Source organism: Amycolatopsis sp. H20-H5, assembly GCF_035828755.1.
GTDB lineage: Bacteria > Actinomycetota > Actinomycetes > Mycobacteriales > Pseudonocardiaceae > Amycolatopsis.
The window spans coordinates 108,432-126,271 of the sequence record NZ_JAYMZS010000003.1; the positions used below are offsets into that span (position 1 = coordinate 108,432).

The 17,840-nt window shown below is 71.0% G+C and carries 18 protein-coding genes; 13 read left to right on the plus strand and 5 right to left on the minus strand.

From position 1 onward, the window contains the following. Position 1 precedes the first annotated feature (1 nt). Entirely contained in the window at positions 2–1,276 is a 1,275-nt protein-coding gene (locus QMK34_RS02435) for a DUF5685 family protein (RefSeq protein WP_326410903.1), read from the minus strand. A 184-nt stretch (positions 1,277–1,460) separates the two neighbouring features. Between QMK34_RS02435 and QMK34_RS02440 the strand changes: the two genes are divergently transcribed. The 5 genes from QMK34_RS02440 (at position 1,461) to QMK34_RS02460 (ending at position 5,723) form a co-directional block, all read left to right on the plus strand. Further along, positions 1,461–1,997 carry a DUF402 domain-containing protein gene (locus QMK34_RS02440; protein WP_326410905.1) on the plus strand — a complete coding sequence of 179 codons (537 nt, stop codon included), beginning with the start codon at positions 1,461–1,463 and terminating at the stop codon, positions 1,995–1,997. A 108-nt stretch (positions 1,998–2,105) separates the two neighbouring features. Continuing rightward, positions 2,106–3,014, plus strand: a complete 909-nt coding sequence (locus tag QMK34_RS02445) for an ABC transporter ATP-binding protein (protein ID WP_326410907.1) — start codon at positions 2,106–2,108, stop codon at positions 3,012–3,014. Between the two features lie 9 nt (positions 3,015–3,023). Next, a complete protein-coding gene (locus tag QMK34_RS02450; protein WP_326410909.1) occupies positions 3,024–3,767 on the plus strand; it encodes an ABC transporter permease in 744 nt (247 codons plus the stop codon). Between the two features lie 49 nt (positions 3,768–3,816). Continuing rightward, entirely contained in the window at positions 3,817–5,100 is a 1,284-nt protein-coding gene (locus QMK34_RS02455; protein ID WP_326410911.1) for a sensor histidine kinase, read from the plus strand. Then, positions 5,097–5,723 (plus strand): response regulator transcription factor, encoded by a 627-nt coding sequence (locus QMK34_RS02460; protein ID WP_326410913.1) that lies wholly within the window; start codon positions 5,097–5,099, stop codon positions 5,721–5,723. The genes QMK34_RS02455 and QMK34_RS02460 overlap by 4 nt, the downstream gene beginning before the upstream one ends. 66 nt (positions 5,724–5,789) lie before the next feature. Here QMK34_RS02460 and coaE read toward each other — a convergent pair whose 3' ends face one another. Further along, complete coding sequence (gene coaE, locus QMK34_RS02465) at positions 5,790–6,974, minus strand: dephospho-CoA kinase (RefSeq protein ID WP_326410915.1); 1,185 nt, start codon at positions 6,972–6,974, stop codon at positions 5,790–5,792. A 218-nt stretch (positions 6,975–7,192) separates the two neighbouring features. Here coaE and QMK34_RS02470 point away from each other — a divergent pair, with 218 nt between their 5' ends. Continuing rightward, complete coding sequence (locus QMK34_RS02470; protein ID WP_326410918.1) at positions 7,193–7,426, plus strand: hypothetical protein; 234 nt, start codon at positions 7,193–7,195, stop codon at positions 7,424–7,426. A gap of 193 nt (positions 7,427–7,619) precedes the next feature. Here QMK34_RS02470 and QMK34_RS02475 read toward each other — a convergent pair whose 3' ends face one another. After that, on the minus strand, positions 7,620–8,321 hold the full coding sequence (locus QMK34_RS02475) for an OsmC family protein (protein WP_326410920.1): 702 nt from the start codon (positions 8,319–8,321) through the stop codon (positions 7,620–7,622). Between the two features lie 299 nt (positions 8,322–8,620). Here QMK34_RS02475 and QMK34_RS02480 point away from each other — a divergent pair, with 299 nt between their 5' ends. Beyond that, positions 8,621–9,259, plus strand: coding sequence for a TetR/AcrR family transcriptional regulator (locus tag QMK34_RS02480; RefSeq protein WP_326410923.1), 639 nt, complete (start codon positions 8,621–8,623; stop codon positions 9,257–9,259). Positions 9,260–9,499: 240 nt separating this feature from the next. On the opposite strand, the gene rpsA is transcribed toward QMK34_RS02480, so the two are convergent. Continuing rightward, entirely contained in the window at positions 9,500–11,017 is a 1,518-nt protein-coding gene (gene rpsA, locus QMK34_RS02485) for a 30S ribosomal protein S1 (protein WP_326410925.1), read from the minus strand. 323 nt (positions 11,018–11,340) lie between these two features. Here rpsA and QMK34_RS02490 point away from each other — a divergent pair, with 323 nt between their 5' ends. The 6 genes from QMK34_RS02490 to QMK34_RS02515 all read left to right on the plus strand — a co-directional run bounded on the left by QMK34_RS02490 (position 11,341) and on the right by QMK34_RS02515 (position 17,361). Next, on the plus strand, positions 11,341–12,225 hold the full coding sequence (locus QMK34_RS02490) for a class I SAM-dependent methyltransferase (protein WP_326410927.1): 885 nt from the start codon (positions 11,341–11,343) through the stop codon (positions 12,223–12,225). Then, positions 12,222–13,130: a GNAT family N-acetyltransferase gene (locus QMK34_RS02495; protein WP_326410929.1), complete on the plus strand. Its 909-nt coding sequence runs from the start codon at positions 12,222–12,224 to the stop codon at positions 13,128–13,130. Before QMK34_RS02490 ends, QMK34_RS02495 begins: the two co-directional genes overlap by 4 nt. Next, positions 13,127–14,053, plus strand: coding sequence for a GNAT family N-acetyltransferase (locus QMK34_RS02500; RefSeq protein WP_326410931.1), 927 nt, complete (start codon positions 13,127–13,129; stop codon positions 14,051–14,053). Before QMK34_RS02495 ends, QMK34_RS02500 begins: the two co-directional genes overlap by 4 nt. Positions 14,054–14,174: 121 nt before the next feature. Further along, complete coding sequence (locus tag QMK34_RS02505; protein ID WP_326410933.1) at positions 14,175–14,876, plus strand: ABC transporter ATP-binding protein; 702 nt, start codon at positions 14,175–14,177, stop codon at positions 14,874–14,876. Then, positions 14,873–16,768, plus strand: coding sequence for a YhgE/Pip domain-containing protein (locus QMK34_RS02510; RefSeq protein WP_326410935.1), 1,896 nt, complete (start codon positions 14,873–14,875; stop codon positions 16,766–16,768). Before QMK34_RS02505 ends, QMK34_RS02510 begins: the two co-directional genes overlap by 4 nt. Continuing rightward, positions 16,765–17,361, plus strand: a complete 597-nt coding sequence (locus tag QMK34_RS02515; RefSeq protein WP_326410938.1) for a TetR/AcrR family transcriptional regulator — start codon at positions 16,765–16,767, stop codon at positions 17,359–17,361. The genes QMK34_RS02510 and QMK34_RS02515 overlap by 4 nt, the downstream gene beginning before the upstream one ends. A 26-nt stretch (positions 17,362–17,387) precedes the next feature. On the opposite strand, the gene QMK34_RS02520 is transcribed toward QMK34_RS02515, so the two are convergent. Then, the gene (locus QMK34_RS02520; RefSeq protein WP_326410940.1) at positions 17,388–17,777 is read right to left on the minus strand and encodes a MarR family winged helix-turn-helix transcriptional regulator; all 390 of its coding nucleotides are present in this window, start codon (positions 17,775–17,777) and stop codon (positions 17,388–17,390) included. Between the last annotated feature and the right edge of the window lie 63 nt (positions 17,778–17,840).

A 17,840-nucleotide genomic window follows, 5' to 3' on the forward strand; every position in this document is an offset into this window, starting at 1 on the left:
TCTAGCAACTGCAGTCACAACAGCTGCAGCAGTCACAACAGTCACAGTCGCAGCCCCAGGCTTCGTGCTGCTTCCCGCTCCACGGACCCGGGTACGGGTCACGGCAGCAGAACTGGCAGCTGCAGCACATGTACGACGCGACCGCGCAGCCGAAGACGAGGTTCCGCTTCTTCGCGGGGATCGCGAACTTCGGGGTCCAGCACCAGTTGCCGTCGCCGTCCTTCGGGCCCTGCCGCTTCGGGTTCTTCGGTGGCTTCGGCGGTTCCCCGCCCGAGCCCGGCGCGCCCGGCGGCGGGCGGTGTCCCGGCAGCGGGACCTGCTGCGGGTACGGCTGCTGCTGCGGCAGCGGTCCTGGCCCGATCCAGCCCGGCGGCGGCTGCTGATGGCTGTGCAGTCCCTGCAGTCCCTGCAGTCCCTGCAAGCCATCGTGGCCGAACGAACGGCGTACGGCCTGGCGCAGTTCGTGCACCAGCAGCGCGTGCACGAGCGCGCCGTCGGCGAACTCCGCCTCCCGCAGCGCGAGCTCGACCCCGAGCACCGCGTCCTCGCACAGCCTTCGTGCCTCGTCGAGCCCCGTTCCGGTGATCAGCAAGGGATTCCACGCCCCGGCGGCCTCGTCGGCCACCCGGTCTTCGACCGCGTCGAGCAGGTGGGCGGCGCGGCCGAAAAGCCGTCCGGCCTCCGCGAGCGGCGCCGCGTTTCCCGGCCGCCCGGCGATTACGGCGGTCTGCGCGAACGCGGCGGCCGTCGCCAGTTCGGCGGGCTCGGTCGCGAGCAACGCCGAGTCGCCGAGCCGGACAGCCCGCTCGATCTCGGCCTGCCGGTCGACCGCCTGGGTGATCACCGAGGTGTCGAAGCCGACCCGTGCGCCGGTGCGCCCGCCCTGCTCCGCCCAGCGGGTGGCCACCCGCCGCGCCGCGGCCGCGATGGGCTTGCGGCCGAACGCGCCGTCACGGTCGTCGATGTGGTCGCTCATCTTCGCCGACGCCAGCACCAGCGACACCGCGGCCGCGAGCTGGGCGCCGCCGCCATGGGCGACCGAGATGCCCCGCATCGCGCGCAGCGGGCAGGGCCCGGCGTCCCGTCGTGCCTCCGCCCGCGGTGTCTGGGCCTCGACCAGCGCGGAGATGATCAGCCCGTCGTAGTTCGTCACCACCCTGGCGAACTGGCCGTGCTCGTCACGCAGTGCCAGGCACAAGCCGCACAGATGGGCCAGCCACGCGGCGTGCAGACGGCTGGAAAGCCGGTGCCGGCACGGCCTGATGATCCCGAACATCGCGCGTTCCCCTCGTCCCCCGGTCGTGCTGCTCCGCGCACTTTAGCCAGCCGGACGGCGGTGGCGGGCACGTTCGCGCAACAAGTCGGCTACCACGCACAGTGATCTCGCTCGCCCGGCCATCCACCCGGACGGCGGAACCGAAGAGCGGCGTTTCCGGGGCGCCACCCGGCAGGATGGGCCCATGAGCGCCCTGCACCCGCCCAAGGTCGAGATCTTCGATCCGGTCGCGGCCACCAACACCGATCCGAAGGGGATCGTCCGGGAGGTCGAGGAGTACCGGGAGGAACCGTTCGGGCTGTACGTGGCCCGTCCCGCGCCCGGCCGGCCGCAGTTCCGCTACCTCGAGTCGTGGCTGCTGCCGGAACTCGGCCTGCGGATCACCGACTTCTGGTTCAACCCCGGCCACGAACGCGACCAGGACTTCTACCTCGACGTCGTGCGGGTGCGCCGCGACGGGCCGCGCTGGGTGGCCACCGACCTCTACCTCGACCTGGTGCTCAAGGAGAAGGTGTCGGTCCGGGTCATCGACACCGACGAGCTGCTCGCGGCCAATGCGCAGGGGCTGCTCTCGGCCGAGGACGCCGAAAAGGCGCTCGAAACCACCTACGCCACCGTCGAAGGCCTGGCGTTGCACGGCTACGACCTGAGCGCCTGGCTGTCCACTGTGGACGTCCAGCTGACCTGGCGGCGGCACCCCCGGGATCAACCGATCGGTTGATCCCGCTCACCGGCCGGTGGACCGGAGTCCAGCCGCCGGGACGATCCGCCGGAGGCCTCTCCCGCGGGATTCTCGATCGGACAGCAGCGATCGAGAGGGGAACCCGCCATGGCGGTCATCGAGGTCCGGGACCTCCACAAGCGCTACGGGGACAAGGTCGCCGTCGAGGACGTGTCGTTCACCGTCGAGCGCGGTGAGATCTTCGGCATCCTGGGACCCAACGGCGCGGGCAAGACGACCACCGTCGAATGCCTGGAAGGGATCCGGGTGCCCGACCGCGGCACGGTCTCGGTGCTCGGCCTCGATCCCCAGCGGGACAAGGCCGAGGTGCGCCAGCGGCTGGGCGTCCAGCTGCAGGAGAGCCAGCTGCCCGACAAACTCCGCGTCGGCGAGGCACTCGAGCTGTACTCCTCCTTCTACCGCAACCCGGCCGACCCGGAGAAGCTCCTCACCACGCTCGGGCTCGCCGACAAGCGGGACACCGGCTACAAGAAGCTGTCCGGCGGGCAGAAGCAGCGGTTGTCGATCGCGCTCGCGCTGATCGGCAGCCCCGAGGTCGCCGTGCTCGACGAGCTCACCACCGGCCTCGACCCGCAGGCCCGCCGCGACACCTGGGACCTCATCGAAACCGTGCGCGACCAGGGCGTCACCGTCCTGCTCGTCACCCATTTCATGGAGGAGGCCGAGCGGCTCTGCGACCGGATCGCGGTCATCGACGCCGGCCGGGTGGTCGCCGTCGACACTCCGCACGGGCTGGTCGCCGGGGTCGACGACGAGCAGCGCGTCCGGTTCCGCCCGTCCGGCCCGATCGACGACGAGCTGCTGCGGGCGCTGCCGGCGGTCCGGCGGGTGGAACGCCACGGTGGCCAGGTGATCGTCACCGGTGGCGGCAACGTGGTCGCGGCGGTGACCTCGCTACTGGCCCGCAACCACGTCATCGCCGGGGAGCTGCGTGTCGAGCAGGCGAATCTCGACGACGCGTTCGTCGCGCTCACCGGCCGCAAGCTCGAGAACTGAGGGGGACCCATGTCCGCACTGACCAAGATGACCCAGGTCGAGGCCAAGCTGTTCCTGCGGGACGCCAGGGCGCCGGCGACGCTGCTGGGCCTGCCGCTGGCGCTGCTGCTGGTGTTCGGGCTGATGCCGGGGGTGAACGACCCCGACCCGAAGTACGGCGGCCGCACCGGGCTGGCGGCGGTGATCGCGCCTATGTCGGTCGCGCTCATGCTCGCCATGCTGGCGCTGACGATGTTCCCGAACGTACTGGCGACCTATCGCGAAAAGGGGGTGCTCAAAAGGCTTTCGGCCAGTCCGGTGCGGCCGTCGCGGCTGCTGGTGGCCCAGCTGCTGGTGAGCCTGCTGTCCGCGGCGGTGGTGGTCCTGCTCATCGTGGGGGTGGGCAGGCTCGCGCTGCACGTGGAGCTGCCGCGGAACCTGGCGGCGTTCGCCGTGTCGATCCTGCTGGGCACGGCGTCGCTGTTCGGGCTGGGCCTGCTCATCGCGGCGTTCGCGCCGACCGGCCGGGCAGCGAGCGGCATCGGTGGTGCCGCGCTCTTCCCGCTGATGGCGCTCGGCGGCGTCTGGGTCGCGCGGGAGCAGCTGCCGCCGTTGCTGGGGCACGTCGCCGACGTGCTGCCGCTCGGGGCGACGCTGAGCTCGCTGCGGGAGGCGTGGGCCGGGAACTGGCCGAGTCCGCTGCAGCTGGGTTCGATGGTGCTCGTCGCCGTGGTGTGCACCGCGTTCGCCGCCCGCTTCTTCCGGTGGGAGTGACCACCTGGCCGTAGGGTCGGCTTCGATCATCCCGACCGGAAGAAGAACGATGAACGGGCTCAAGATCGACTGGCGCGGCTCGCTGTGGACGCCCATCGGCGGCGAGGAGACCGGCTGGCGGCCGTGGCACCGGCGGATCGAGCGGTACCTGCCCTACGCGATGCTGCTGGTGAGCACCGTGGCCAGCCTCGCCAAAGGGGGCCAGAGCGGCGACCACCGGCTCGGCACGCTCGTCCTGGCCGGGATCGCGGCGGGCTGGCTGCTGGTCAGCATCACGATGGTCCCGGAGAAACTGCGGGACAACGCGGTCGTCATCACGGTGTCGTTCGCCGGGCTGCTCACGACCGCGAGCCTGCTGGAAAGCCGCGACCTCGTCTTCCTGCTCTTCATGATCGTCGCCCTGCTCCACGCGATGCGGCTGCGGCCCGTCCCGCTGGCCTTCCTGGCCCTCGCGACGACGTCGGTCATGCTCCAGACCCTGCCCGTGGGTGGCCCGGTCAAGGCGTTCGGGACCGAACCGGTCCTCTGGGGGTTCATCGTGGTGGTGCAGACGCTGGCGATCGGCGGGGGCGGGCTGCTCTCGGCGTCGGTCGCGCGGCAGAACGAGGAACGGAGGAAGACGCTCGACGCTCTCGCCGCGGCGCAGGAGGAGAACGCCGGGCTCCAGCGGCAGCTGCTGGCCCAGGCCAGGGAAGCCGGGATGCTCGACGAGCGCCAGCGGCTGAGCCAGGAGATCCACGACACCCTCGCCCAGGGGTTCACCGGCATCATCACGCAGCTCGAAGCCGCGTCGGAGGCACGGGCGAACCCCGGGGAATGGGACCGTCACCTGGCCAACGCCAAGGCGCTGGCCAGGGAGAACCTCACCGAGGCGCGGCGCTCGGTGCGGGCGCTGCACCCGGAGGCGCTGGACTCGGCCACCCTGCCCGACGCGCTGCGCGAGGTGGCCCGGCAGTGGAGCGAGCGCACCGGGGTCGAGGTCCGGTTCACCACCACCGGCTCGGCGCGGGAACTGCACCCGGAGATCGAGGCGACGCTGCTGCGCATCACGCAGGAGGCGCTGGCCAACGTCGGCAAGCACGCGGCGGCGTCGATCACCGGGCTGACACTGTCCTATATGGAGGATCAGGTCACGCTCGACGTCCGTGACGACGGCCGGGGTTTCGACCCGGACGCGCCGCGGTGCCCGCCCGCCGAAGGGGGCTTCGGGTTGCGGGGGATGCGGCAGCGGGTGGGCAGGCTGGCGGGCACACTGCACGTGGAGTCCGAGCCGGGCGGCGGCACGGCCGTGTCCGCCAACGTCCCGGCGATACCCGTGGGAGTGCAGGAATGACCATCACGCTGCTGATCACCGACGATCACCCGATCGTCCGCGACGGGCTGCGCGGCATCTTCACCGGGGACCACGGGTTCGAGGTGGTCGGGGAGGCCGCCACCGGGGACGAGGCGGTCGCGCTGGCCGAGCGGCTGCGCCCGGACGTCGTGCTGATGGACCTGCGGATGCCCGGCAGCGGCGGGGTCGCCGCGATCACCGAACTCGCCCGGCTGCGGAACCCGGCCCGCGTGCTCGTGCTCACGACCTACGACACGGACTCCGACGTGCTGCCCGCGATCGAGGCCGGGGCGACCGGGTACCTGCTCAAGGACGCGCCGCGCGACGAGCTGTTCCGGGCGGTCCGCGCGACGGCACGGGGCGAGGCGGTGCTCTCCCCCGCGGTCGCCAGCCGGATCATGGGGCAGCTGCGGGCGCCCGCGCGGGAACCGTTGTCCCAGCGGGAGATCGAGGTCCTCGCGCTGGTCGCCCGCGGGTCGTCGAACAAGGAAGCGGCGAAGAAGCTGTTCATCAGCGAGGCGACCGTGAAGACGCACCTGCTGCACGCCTACGCGAAACTCGGCGTCAAGGACCGCGCGGCGGCGGTCGCGGTCGCCTTCGAACGCGGCCTCCTCGGCGGCTGACCCACCCCGGCCGCGGAACTCAGGCCCCTGAGCGTAGTTCCACGTTGGCGGGCGTGAGTTCGACGGTCAGGGGGTCCAGGTGGTGTGTGCGGCCCAGGTCTCGGCGCGGGTGAAGGCCGCGTTGACCCAGGTCTGCTTTTCGTCGGTGTACGGCTCGGTCGTGCCGTCCTCGGCGTGCTCGGCGGCCAGGCGGAGCTTGACCTCGGCGTAGGCGTCGCGCTCGCCGGGGTGCGCGCGGATCCAGTCGCGGAACAGCAGGGCGAGGCGCCACGCGGGCGTCTCGAGGGAACGGACGTGCAGGTTCACCGCCCGGCCGGGGTCACCGCCGATGTGGACCCGTTTCGGCCAGGGCTCGCCGCCGTCCTGCGGATCGTCGACCCACTCGCCGCCCGCGGCCGGGAAGCCCGCGGCCGTCAGCGTGTCCGCGAGCGCTTCGGCGTCGGCCAGTTCCGGCACCGTCACCTGGAGATCGATGATGTTCTTGGCGGCCAGTCCCGGCACCGCGGTCGAGCCGATGTGGTCGGCGCGCACCGCCCGCTCCCCCACCGCGAGCCGGATCCTCGTCAGGAGGCGCTCCGCCTGCGCGGGCCAGGTGGCGTCGTAGGGCGCGACCTTGGGCGACCTCGGCGGCCGTGGTCGGCCCAGCCGCACGTTCGCCTCGAACGGGACGAGCCGGTCGGCCCACAGCGCGTCGACCTCGGCGAGCACGACGTCGGCCGCGCCGCCGTTGTCCAGCCAGACGTCGGCGGCGGCGCGGCGCTGCTCGCCGGTCGCCTGCGCCCTGATCCGCGCGCGGGCGTCCGCCTCGGCCATGCCGCGCGCCTCGACGAGCCGCCGGACGCGGGTCTCGACCGGCGCGTCGACCACGATCACCAGGTGATAGGCGGGGGCGAGGCCGTTTTCGACGAGCAGCGGGATGTCGTGGACCACGACGGCGTCGGGCCCGGCCGCCGCCATCAGCTCGGCGGTGCGGGCGCCGACCCGCGGGTGCACGATCGCGTTCAGCTTCTTACGGGCCTCGTCGTCGGCGAACGCCTTGGCCGCGAGCGCCGGCCGGTCGAGCGAGCCGTCCGCCGCGAGGACGTCCTCGCCGAACGCGGCGACGATCTCGGCGAGCCCTTTGCTGCCCCGCTCGACCACCTCCCTGGCGAGGAGGTCGGAGTCGATGAGCACGGCGCCATGCTCGGCCAGCCGGTTCGCCACGGTCGATTTTCCGGCACCGATGCCGCCGGTCAGCCCCACTCTCAGCATGGGATGAACCCTAGCCAGGAAAACCCCGTCACCTGATCAGGGGACACCAACGTGGGTTGCACGTGCAGTCGCACCCCCTATCTGCATACCCCTGGGCGAAGGGCAAGTTCATCGTGACGCGTGACTGAACTGATACGGGTGACACGCCGGGCGATTACCCGCCTTTCTGCGATCAGTTGCGTACCGTGCGCGGCGAAGGTAGCCCACACGGAGGAACGATGGCGGACGGGAAGCACGTCGGAAAGCACCGGCTCGGTGCGCCGGGCCTGATGCACTGTGTTCAGCATCGCCCGGTGGCGGAAGCCCTAGCGGAGTACCGCCGTACCTGGTTGACAGCACTGCTCGTCCCGGCCAAGCACAGCTTCGCCGGTCTCCGCCGCAGGGCGCAGGTCGCCGCACAGGAACGCATCTGGTTCCCGACGGTTCCCGCGGTCACACCGGCGACCTCCTGACCTGTCCACCGGTGGCGCGAAAGCGCGTCCGGTAGGCACTGGGAGTCACTCCGAGCCGCGTCACTTCAAGCGCGCGGGCGAACACCCGGCGGAGTGTCTCCGCCGAGTCGAGCCCGGATGCTCGCGCCACCCTTTCGAGTGGCTCCGTGCCGCCTTCGAGCAGCCGGGCCGTGTCCTAGCTGACCGACCACGGCTACGCCTCGCTGGTCTCGATCACGATCTCCGCGGTCAGTGTGCGGTGTACGGGACACCGGTCGGCGATCTCCATCAGCCTGGCCCGCTGGTCCGCGTCCAGCTCGCCGTCGAGCCGGATCTCCCGGCGGATCCGGCTCAACATCCCCGTCCCGGTCTCGCACTCCGCACAGTCCTTGGCGTGGATCCGGTCGTGGCGCAGCCGCACGGTGGTCCCGGTCAGCGGGATGCCCTTGCGGTCGGCGTACATCCGCAAGGTCATCGCCGTGCAGGTGCCCAGCGCCGAGAGCAGCAGCTCGTACGGATTGGGCCCGGCGTCGTCACCCCCGACGTCGGCCGCCTCGTCGGCCAGCAGCTCGTGCGTGGCGGTGGTGATCTTCTGGGTGTAGCGGCCGGTGCCCGCGTCGGTGACGACTACGGTGCCGGGTTCGTCGGGGCTCATGGGTCGCGCACACTCCGGCCAGCTCGAATTCTCAATGGTCTCAACGAGGTTCTGCCGCCGGAAGCCCGGCACGAACCGTTCTAGCACGTCCGCCTTGACCGTGCCGAACGTCGTTTGTGGACGTTGCCCGGCACCCTCGGTGAACGCCGCGAGGATCCGGCGCTTGAAGTCCGGCGGTGACCAGCGCGACCTCGGGCTCCAGGTGGACGGGGAGCTCGGGCGCGGCGTGCAGTGCGGTGGCCGTCCAGGAGATCCGGGCACGGTCCGCACCGACCCAGTGCGACAGCGGGAACCGGCGGGCTTCGTCAGCACTGTCCGGCACCGGGATTCCGGCGATCCGGGTCAGCGAGGGCGGGTTCATGGGCTGCCTTTCGGACGAGCAACGGTCCACTTTCGACCGTGCCCGCCGCCCGCGGATCGCACCTGGCGGCCACGGGACACAGATCCCACAGAGCCAGCCTGCGCCACGGCGTTCCCAAGACGTCGCGAATATCGTATCTTCTGCAGCAGGCGGATCCGCACACCGAGGTGAACGGTGTCCGCGAAGGGGGTGAGCGCCGATGGCCACTCGTCACCTGGCGACGCAGCCGGCGACCCAGGCCAACCGGGAACGTCTGCTCGACGCGGCATTGACCGTCCTGCTCGACCAGGGGGTCACCCGGCTGACCGTGCGTGCCGTGGCCGAGGCGGCCGGTGCGTCCACGATCGCGGTGTACACGCGGTTCGGCGGCCGCAGCGGCCTGCTCGACGCGCTGTACGAACGGACTTTCGACGCGCTACGCGGGATGCTCGACAGCTTGCCGCCGTCGAGCGAGGACGGGATAGCGGACCTGATCGGGCTGGCGCTGGCCTACCGCCGGTTCGCCTTGGACGGCCCGGCCCGGTACGCGCTGATGTATGAGCGGCCGGTCCCCGACTTCGATCCCGACCCGGAGCTGCGGGCGGTGGTCGTGCATACGACGTTCCGCCTGTTCGTCGAGCGGGTGCGGCAGGTGAGCCCGGACGGCGCCGACGCCCGCTCGTCGGCTTACAGCCTGTGGGCGACGATGCACGGTTTGGTGAGCGCCGAGCTGACCATGGGCTCCCGGGCCCCGCTCGCCGAGTGGTTCATCGCGCCCACTGAAGCCGCGAACGAGCAGGCCTACCTGACAGGCGTGACCGCGATGCTCACCGGCCTCGGCCTCCGCAACACCCACTGACGACACCCCCGCCCAGCCCGCGGACGTCACCGGGCGTGTCCGCAGTCTGTCCACGGGTATCCGCATCTGTGCACTGGTGACTGCCCTGGCCGCGCGCCGACAGTCGGCGTCCGCAACGACCACGATTCGTCGACGAGTTGCGCCCGAGTGTTGGCCGGGGGGGGTGGGAGCGGGACGCAGAACGGCCCCGGTCCGTGTGGACCGGGGCCGTTCTGGTGCTAGTCAGCTAGCGGGCGTGGTTCACGCGCCGCCGGACAGCTTCTCGCGCAGAGCCGCGAGCTGCTCGTCGCTGGCGAGCGTGCCGCCACTCTTCGCTTCGGCCGGGGCAGAGGTGTAGCTCTGCTCGCCACCGTCGCTGCTGCTGCTCGAGGAGCTGCTGGAACTGCTGGTGATGCCGGTCGCGGCGTCGGCAGCGGCTTCCGCGTCGTCCGCGGCGGCCTTGACGACCTGCTTCATGTGGGCCTCGTAACGAGTGTGGGCCTCAGCGTACTGACGCTCCCACTCCTCACGCTGCTTGTCGAAGCCGTCCTGCCACTCCTGGGTGTCCGGGTCGAAGCCCTCGGGGTAGATGTAGTTGCCCTCGGGGTCGTACTCGGCAGCCATGCCGTACTGCGTCGGGTCGAACTCGGTCTCCGGCGTGACGCCCTCGTTCGCCTGCTTCAGCGAGAGCGAGATGCGGCGACGCTCGAGGTCGATGTCGATGACCTTGACCATGACATCGCCGTTGACCTGGACGACCTGCTCCGGGATCTCCACGTGGCGCTCGGCCAGCTCGGAGATGTGGACCAGGCCCTCGATGCCCTCTTCGACGCGCACGAACGCACCGAACGGAACCAGCTTGGTGACCTTGCCCGGCACGATCTGGCCGATCGCGTGGGTGCGGGCGAACTGGCGCCACGGGTCTTCCTGGGTGGCCTTGAGCGACAGCGAAACGCGCTCACGGTCCATGTCGACGTCGAGGACCTCGACGGTGACTTCCTGGCCGACCTCGACAACCTCGGACGGGTGGTCGATGTGCTTCCAGGACAGCTCGGAGACGTGCACCAGGCCGTCGACGCCACCCAGGTCCACGAAGGCACCGAAGTTGACGATGGACGACACGACGCCCTTGCGGACCTGCCCCTTGGCCAGCGCGTTGAGGAACTCGCTGCGGACCTCGGACTGGGTCTGCTCCAGGTAGGCGCGGCGGGACAGGACCACGTTGTTGCGGTTCTTGTCCAGCTCGATGATCTTCGCCTCGAGCTCGCGGCCGACGTACGGCTGCAGGTCGCGGACGCGGCGCATCTCGACCAGCGACGCGGGGAGGAAGCCGCGGAGGCCGATGTCCAGGATGAGGCCACCCTTGACGACCTCGATGACGGTGCCCTTGACGGGCTCGTCCTTCTCCTTGAGCTCCTCGATCGTGCCCCACGCGCGCTCGTACTGCGCACGCTTCTTGGACAGGATCAGACGGCCTTCCTTGTCCTCCTTCTGGAGAACGAGGGCTTCGACCTCATCGCCTACGCTGACAACCTCAGCCGGGTCGACATCGTGTTTGATGGACAGCTCACGCGAGGGGATGACACCCTCGGTCTTGTAGCCGATGTCGAGCAGGACTTCGTCGCGGTCGACCTTGACGATGGTTCCTTCAACGATGTCGCCATCGTTGAAATACTTGATCGTCTTGTCGATCGCAGCGAGGAAGTCTTCCTCCGACCCGATGTCGTTGATGGCGACCTGCGGTGAGGCAGTCGGGGCGGTGACGGTGTCGATGGTCATTAGGCGGGTTGCTCCGGTTATGGATGGGGGATAGTGGGTTTGTAGTTTGTGCGCGCCATGGGCTCCACCGGCATGAGGCGACTACACAGGCAACGTCCCCAGGGAACGACCGCGAGCAGCACCGCAAACGGTGCGCGGCCTGAGCTCGGTACTCGCCAGGCGAGGCTGAGCGGAAGGCAGCGCGAACCCACTGCGCTAACACTTATCCTACGCGGCCACCTGTACACGGCACAATCAGGGTCGCTACCCCGCCGGGACCCGCCGGATAGGCTGGCCTTCGATGCTCCCACCTGGGGAACGATCACTCGGGGAAGGATAGTGGCTTGAACCAGCCCCCGACCACGGCGCCCGCGGGCGCGACCGGCCCGGTCGCGCCCGAAGAGGACCGCCACGCCCGCGCCGAACAGCACCTCGGGACCACCAGCGTGGCCTACCGCGCGGTCACCGGCGGGGAGGCCGCGGCGGCGAACCTCGCGTGGTGGGACGCGGACGCCGACGACTACCAGGCCACCCACGGCGAGTTCCTCGGCGACGCCGACTTCGTCTGGTGCCCCGAGGGGCTGCGCGAGGCCGACGTCGCCCTGCTCGGCGACGTGCGCGGACAGCGGGTGCTGGAGGTCGGCTGCGGCCAGGCCGCCTGCTCCCGGTGGCTGGCGGGCCAGGGCGCCCACCCCGTCGCGACCGACCTGTCGGCCGGGATGCTGCGCCACGCCGCCGCGGGCAACGAGCGGACCGGCCAGGCGGTGCCGCTGGTCCAGGCGAACGCCGAGCGGCTGCCGCTGGCGTCGGGAAGCTTCGACGCGGCGTGCTCGGCCTTCGGCGCGATCCCGTTCGTGGCTTCGGTGGACGCGGTGTTCGCCGAGGTCCACCGGGTGCTGCGGCCGGGCGGGCGGTGGGTGTTCTCGGTGACGCACCCGATGCGCTGGATCTTCCCCGACGACCCTGGCCCGCAGGGCCTCACCGTCACCCAGCCCTACTTCGACCGCACTCCGTACGTCGAGGTGGACGACGACGGCACGGCGACTTACGTCGAGTACCACCGGACCGTCGGCGACTACGTCCGGTCACTGTCCGACGCCGGGTTCGCCATGACCGACCTGATCGAACCGTCCTGGCCCGAGGGCCACACCCGGACGTGGGGTCAGTGGAGCCCCCTGCGCGGCAAGCTGTTCCCCGGCACCGCGATCTTCTGCGCGCACCGCGCGTGACGACGCTGGAAGACCAGCAGAACGCCCGATTCGCCGCCCTCGACCCGCTGCTGCCCCGGATGGGGCGCCTGCCCGCGGGCGAACTGCTGACCGCCGGCGCGGGAGCAGCGGGCGTGCTGACGAAGACGGTGCACCCGCCGGGCTCGTGGCAGAGCCTCTGGGGTCCCGGCGAGGTCTGGGAGCTGCTGCCGGTGCCGGGCGACGCCGCCGCGGCTGGCCTGGCCACCCTGCTCGACGTGTGGCGGGAGCGGATGCGGCGCGAGACGCCCGCACCGGACTCCGCGCGCGTGCTGACCTGGCCGAGCCGGGACGCCGAGGTCACCAGGGTGCTCCTGGACGACGGGTTCGTCCCGTGGATCTCACTCGCGGTGCGCGCGAACGAGCCGGTGGCGGACCCGGGGGCCGACGGTGTGACGGTCCGGCAGGCGACGGAGGGCGATCTGGAGGAAGTCGTCGAGCTGCGGCTCGAGGAACTGCGCTTCTCCGCGCTCGTCGGCACCAGCGTCGTCCGCCCGGAGGCCAGGGAACTGCTCACCCAGGAGGTGCTGCGGAGCAGCCGGTTCGGCGGCCGCATCTGGATCGCGGAGGTCGACGGCGTCGCGGCCGGGGTCGCCTGCTGCGGCTCGCCGGGCCCGTCCCAGGGCGGCGGGCGGCTCCCCGACGGCCTCTGGGGCTACGTCGGCACCCTGTCCGTCGCCCCCGCGGCCCGCCGCCTCGGCATCGGACGGGCACTGATGGCGATCGCGCATCGCGAGCTGAACGGGGTGGACGTACGCGGCACTTTTCTCTTCTACAACCCGGCGAACCCGCTCTCGACGGTGTTCTGGCACCGGCAGGGCTACCGTCCACTGTGGACCACGTGGGGCAGCTCCCCGGTGTGGGGGCGACGGAGGGGGAGATCGTGAGCATCGGCAAGGAGCTGCTCGCCGCGCAGCGGGCGCGCTTCGGCGCAGTCGACAGGCTGCTTCCGGAGCCCGCGCCGCCCGCCGCGGGTGAGCGGCTCGACGCGGCGACCGCGGGCGGTGGGCAGGTCTCCGGGATCCTGCAGCGGCAGGTTCACGGGCCGGGCGAGCTGCCGATGCTGTGGTCGGCGGCCGAGGTCTGGCAGCTCTTCCCGTACCCGGGCGGCAGTGGTGTCGAGGGGATGGACGTCCTGCTGCGCGCGTGGCGGGCCCGGCTGGACGCCGAAAATCCCGGTGCGGATTCCGCCTGCGTGGTCAACTGGCCGAGCCAGGACACCGAGGCGATCCGGGCGTTTCTCGACCACGGCATGGTCGCGCTGTCGTGCCTCGCCGTGCGGACCGGACTCCCACCAGCGGGGAAACCGCCCGGCGGGGTCGTGATCCGCCGGGCCGGGCCCCGGGATTTCGACGCCGCCCTCGCGCTGTCGGGCGCCACCTTCGACTACGCGGGGCTGGTCGCGAGCGCGTGGCGGCCGAACACCGCCGCGCTGCTCTCCCCCGGGCTGAGTGAGGCGCTCGGCGAGGAAAACCCGGCTATCTGGCTGGCCGAGCGAGCCGGGACGCCGGTGGCGCTGGCCCACTACGGCTGGGTCGACTCGACGCTGGGCTCCCCCGAGGGCGAGCTGCTCCCGCCCGGTTTGTGGGGGTATGTGAACAACGTCGTCACCGCGCCCGAAGCCAGGGGCACCGGCGTGGGCCGCGCGCTGATGTCGCACGTGCACGCGGAGCTGCGCGCCGAGGGCGCCGCCGGGACTTACCTCTACTACAACCCGCCGAATCCGCTGTCCTCGGTCTTCTGGCACCGGCAGGGCTATCGTCCACTGTGGACGTCGTGGGAGGCTCGGCCCGCGGGGCGACTCCGGTGATCGCCACCCGGAAGTGTGACGTCCGCCCCGGACGGCCGGTTCCGCTTGCCGCCGGACCCCGGGAGGGCTAATTTTTGAACTGACCAGTCAGTTCAAATGCGCCTTCCCCGCTGGAGCTCCCGTGCAGGTACGAGCCGACAGGGTGTCCCTCGAAGGGCCCCACGGCACGCTGTTACCCCCCACTTCCCTGACCGTCTCGGCGGGTCAGTTCGCGATCGCCCACGGCGAGCCCGGGGTGGGGATCACCGCGTTTGGCCTCGCGCTGGCCGGGCGGATGAAGCCGACCACCGGCCACGTCACCCTGGACGGCGAGACGGCGTCGCTGCGCGAACTGGTCGCGGTCGTCGACGCCCCCGGGGTCAGCGAGCCCGACGACGCGCTGTCCCTGCGCGTAGTCGTCGGCGAGGAGCTCGCGCTCGCCCACCTGCCCGCGGGCAAGGACGATGTCGCCCAGTGGCTGGCCGCGCAGGACCTGTCGGCCTTCGCCTCGACGCGCTTCGAGAACATCGAGCCCGCGCTGCGCACCCGCCTGCTCAGCACGCTGGCCGCGAGCCGTCCTGGCGTTCGGGTGCTGGTGCTCGACACCCCCGACCGGCACACCAGCGACGTCGACAGCTGGGCGCGGCTCGCCCGCGAGCACGCCGAACGCGGCCTCGCCGTGGTCGTGCTGTCCGCGACCACCCCGTTCTCCGCGCTGCCGCATCCGCCCGCCCGCGTCGGCGAGCTCGAGCAGCCGGAACCACTGCAGTGCCAGCCCGTGCCAGTAGACGTAGAAACAGCGCCTCTCGAGGCAGACACGATCGCCGAAGGAGACCAGGCATGAGCAGCCTCCGCATCGCTTTCAACGAACTGCGCAGGCTGAGCGCCGGTACCCTGCCGAAGATCGCGCTGATCGCGCTGGTGTTCGTCCCGCTCCTCTACGCGTCGTTCTACCTCTACGCGAACTTCGACCCGTACTCCCGCCTCGACAAGCTCCCGGCCGCGGTGGTCACCTCCGACGCCGGCGCCAAGGACAGCACCGGGCAGGTCCGCAACGTCGGCCGCGAGGTGACCGACGAACTCGTCGGCTCCGGCACCTTCCAGTGGCACGAGGTCTCCGCCGACGACGCCCGCAACGGCGTGCGCGACGACAAGTACTCGTTCGTCATCGGCATCCCGCGCGACTTCTCCGCGGCGCTGTTGTCTTCTGGCGATTTCCAGCCGCAGCAGGCGACGATCACGCTGACCACGAACGACTCGAACAACTACCTGTCCGGCACGATCGCCAAGCAGGTGGCCGAGCAGGTCCGCAAGACGATCGCGGAGAAGATCGGCAGCGAGGCGGCGAACCGGTTCCTGGTCGGCTTCTCCACCATCTTCGGCAAGATCCAGGAAGCGTCGACAGGCGCGAACAAACTCGCCGACGGCGCCACCCAGCTCAAGACCGGCCAGGCTCAGCTGGCCGACGGCGCTTCCCAGCTCGCGAGCGGGTCTGCGACGCTCGCGACCGGCCTGACAACGTTGAAACAAGGCACCGCCCAGCTGCCGTCTCAGACCAAACAGCTCGCCGACGGCGCCAGTCAGGTCGCCGCGGGGAACCAGAAGGTCTCCGACGCGGCGTCGCTGGCGGCCAAGGCGTCGAGCGACGTCCAGGGCAAGCTCGACGGCTACCGCACCCAGCTGTCACAGGACCTCAAGAACGCGGGCGTGCCCGAAGCGCAGGTCCAGGACATCCTCGCCAAGGCCGACCAGCTCCGCTCCCCCGTCGACCAGGCCAACACCACCATCCAGGGCGCCAACTCGCAGCTGGCGACGCTGGCCGGTGGCGCGCGCCAGGTCTCCGAAGGCGCGGCCAAGCTCGCTTCGGCGTCGCCGCAGCTCGCGGACGGCATCTCCCAGGCGTCCGACGGGGCGAACCAGCTCCGTGACGGCGCCGCGAAGCTGAACGACGGCGAGAAGACGGCCGTGACCGGCACCAAGCAGCTCGCCGACGGTTCGGTCCAGCTGCGCGATGGCCTGGCCGCCGGGCTCAAGGAGATCCCCAACCCCGACGACCCGACCCGCACGGCGACGGCCAACACCATCGCCGACCCGGTCGCGGTCAACTCCGTCGGTGTCGCCTCGGCGGGCACCTACGGCGCGGGGCTCGCCCCGTTCTTCATCTCGCTCGCCACCTGGATCGGCGCGTTCGTCCTGTTCCTGTTGCTGCGCCCGCTCTCCACCCGCGCGCTCACCGCGGGCGCGTCCCCCTTCCGGGTGGCGCTGGGCGGCTGGCTGGCCTCGGCGCTGCTCGGCGTCGCGCAGGTGATCGTGCTGTTCGGTGCGGTGACCTGGCTGGTCGGGATCCACATCGCGCATCCGCTGGGCGCGATCGGGTTCGCGATACTGGTGTCGCTGACGTTCACCTCGGTGGTGCACGCGCTCAACGCGTTCTTCGGCGCGGTCGGCAAGTTCCTCGGCCTGGTGCTGCTGGTGCTCCAGCTGGTCAGCGCGGGCGGCACGTTCCCATGGCAGACGATCCCGGACGCGCTGTACCCGCTGCACATCGTGCTGCCGATGGGTTACGCGATCGACGGGTTCCGGCATCTGCTCTACACCGGTGCCTCGCTGAAGATCCTCGGCGACATCGGCGTGCTGCTCGCCTATCTCGTCGGCGGGATCCTGCTGTCCACGCTCGCCGCCCGGAAGCGTCGCATGTGGACGGTGTCGGCGCTCAAGCCGGAACTGAGCCTGTGAGCGGCCGGGGCGGTGCCACCAAACAGAAACTGTTCGAATCGACGCTGCGGCTCTCGGCCAGCCGCGGCCTGGTCGGGCTGACCGTCGACGACATCGCGGCCGAGGCCGGTGTCGCCAAAGGCACGGTGTACTACAACTTCGGCAGCAAGGACGGCCTCGTCGACGCGCTGCTGCGGTACGGCGTCGGCCTGCTGGCGGATCGACTTCGTGCGGAAGCGGGCGAAGGCGATCCGCTGGCGATCATCGAGGCGCAGGTCGACTCGACGCTGGGGTTCATCGCGGAGTACCCGGGGTTCTCGCAGATCCTGGTCAGCGAGATGTGGCGGACGCCGGGCCAATGGCACGAGACGCTGACGCTGCTGCGCGCGGAGATCATCTCGATCGTGCGTGAGCAGCTGGAGCGGCTCTCCGAGGCCGGACGGCTGCCCGAGGATGTCCAGCCGCCGACCGCGGCGGCCGGACTGTTCGGCACGATGCTGGTCGTCGCGCTGGACTGGCAGGTCTTCCAGCCCCAACGCACCCGCGCCGAAGTCCGCGAGTCGGTGATGGTGCTCATCCGCGGGCTGGGACGCCAGCCGGGTGATACGCACTGAACTGGCCGAGGAGGGCGGCGGGCCGGTCACCGGCCTCGCCGTTCGGCGATCCCCCGAAGCGTCCCGCGCAGCTCGGCGGTGTCCGCGCCGAACAATTCGACGTCGAGCTCGCGGGCGATCTTCGTCGCGGCCCGCACCAGCTCACGCCCTTCATCGGTCAGGGTCAGGCGCAGCGCACGGGCGTCGGACTCGTGGGCGTGACGGAGCAGCAGGCCCCGCTCCGCCAAGGTGCGGATCACCTTCGAGGTCATCATGCGATCGGCCCCGGCCCGCTCGGCGACCTCCTGCTGGGTCGGCGGCCCGCCGAGGTGTTCCAGCCAGCCCGCCGACGCCAGCAGCAGGAACTGGGTGGGCGTGAGCCCAGCCGGGCGGAGGCGGGCCGGACTCCGCCGCGGGAGCAAGTCCCTGAAGGCCACCTTCACGGCGTTAAACGCCGTGAAGGTGGCCTTCAGGGACAGTTGAAGTGCGCAATACGATCG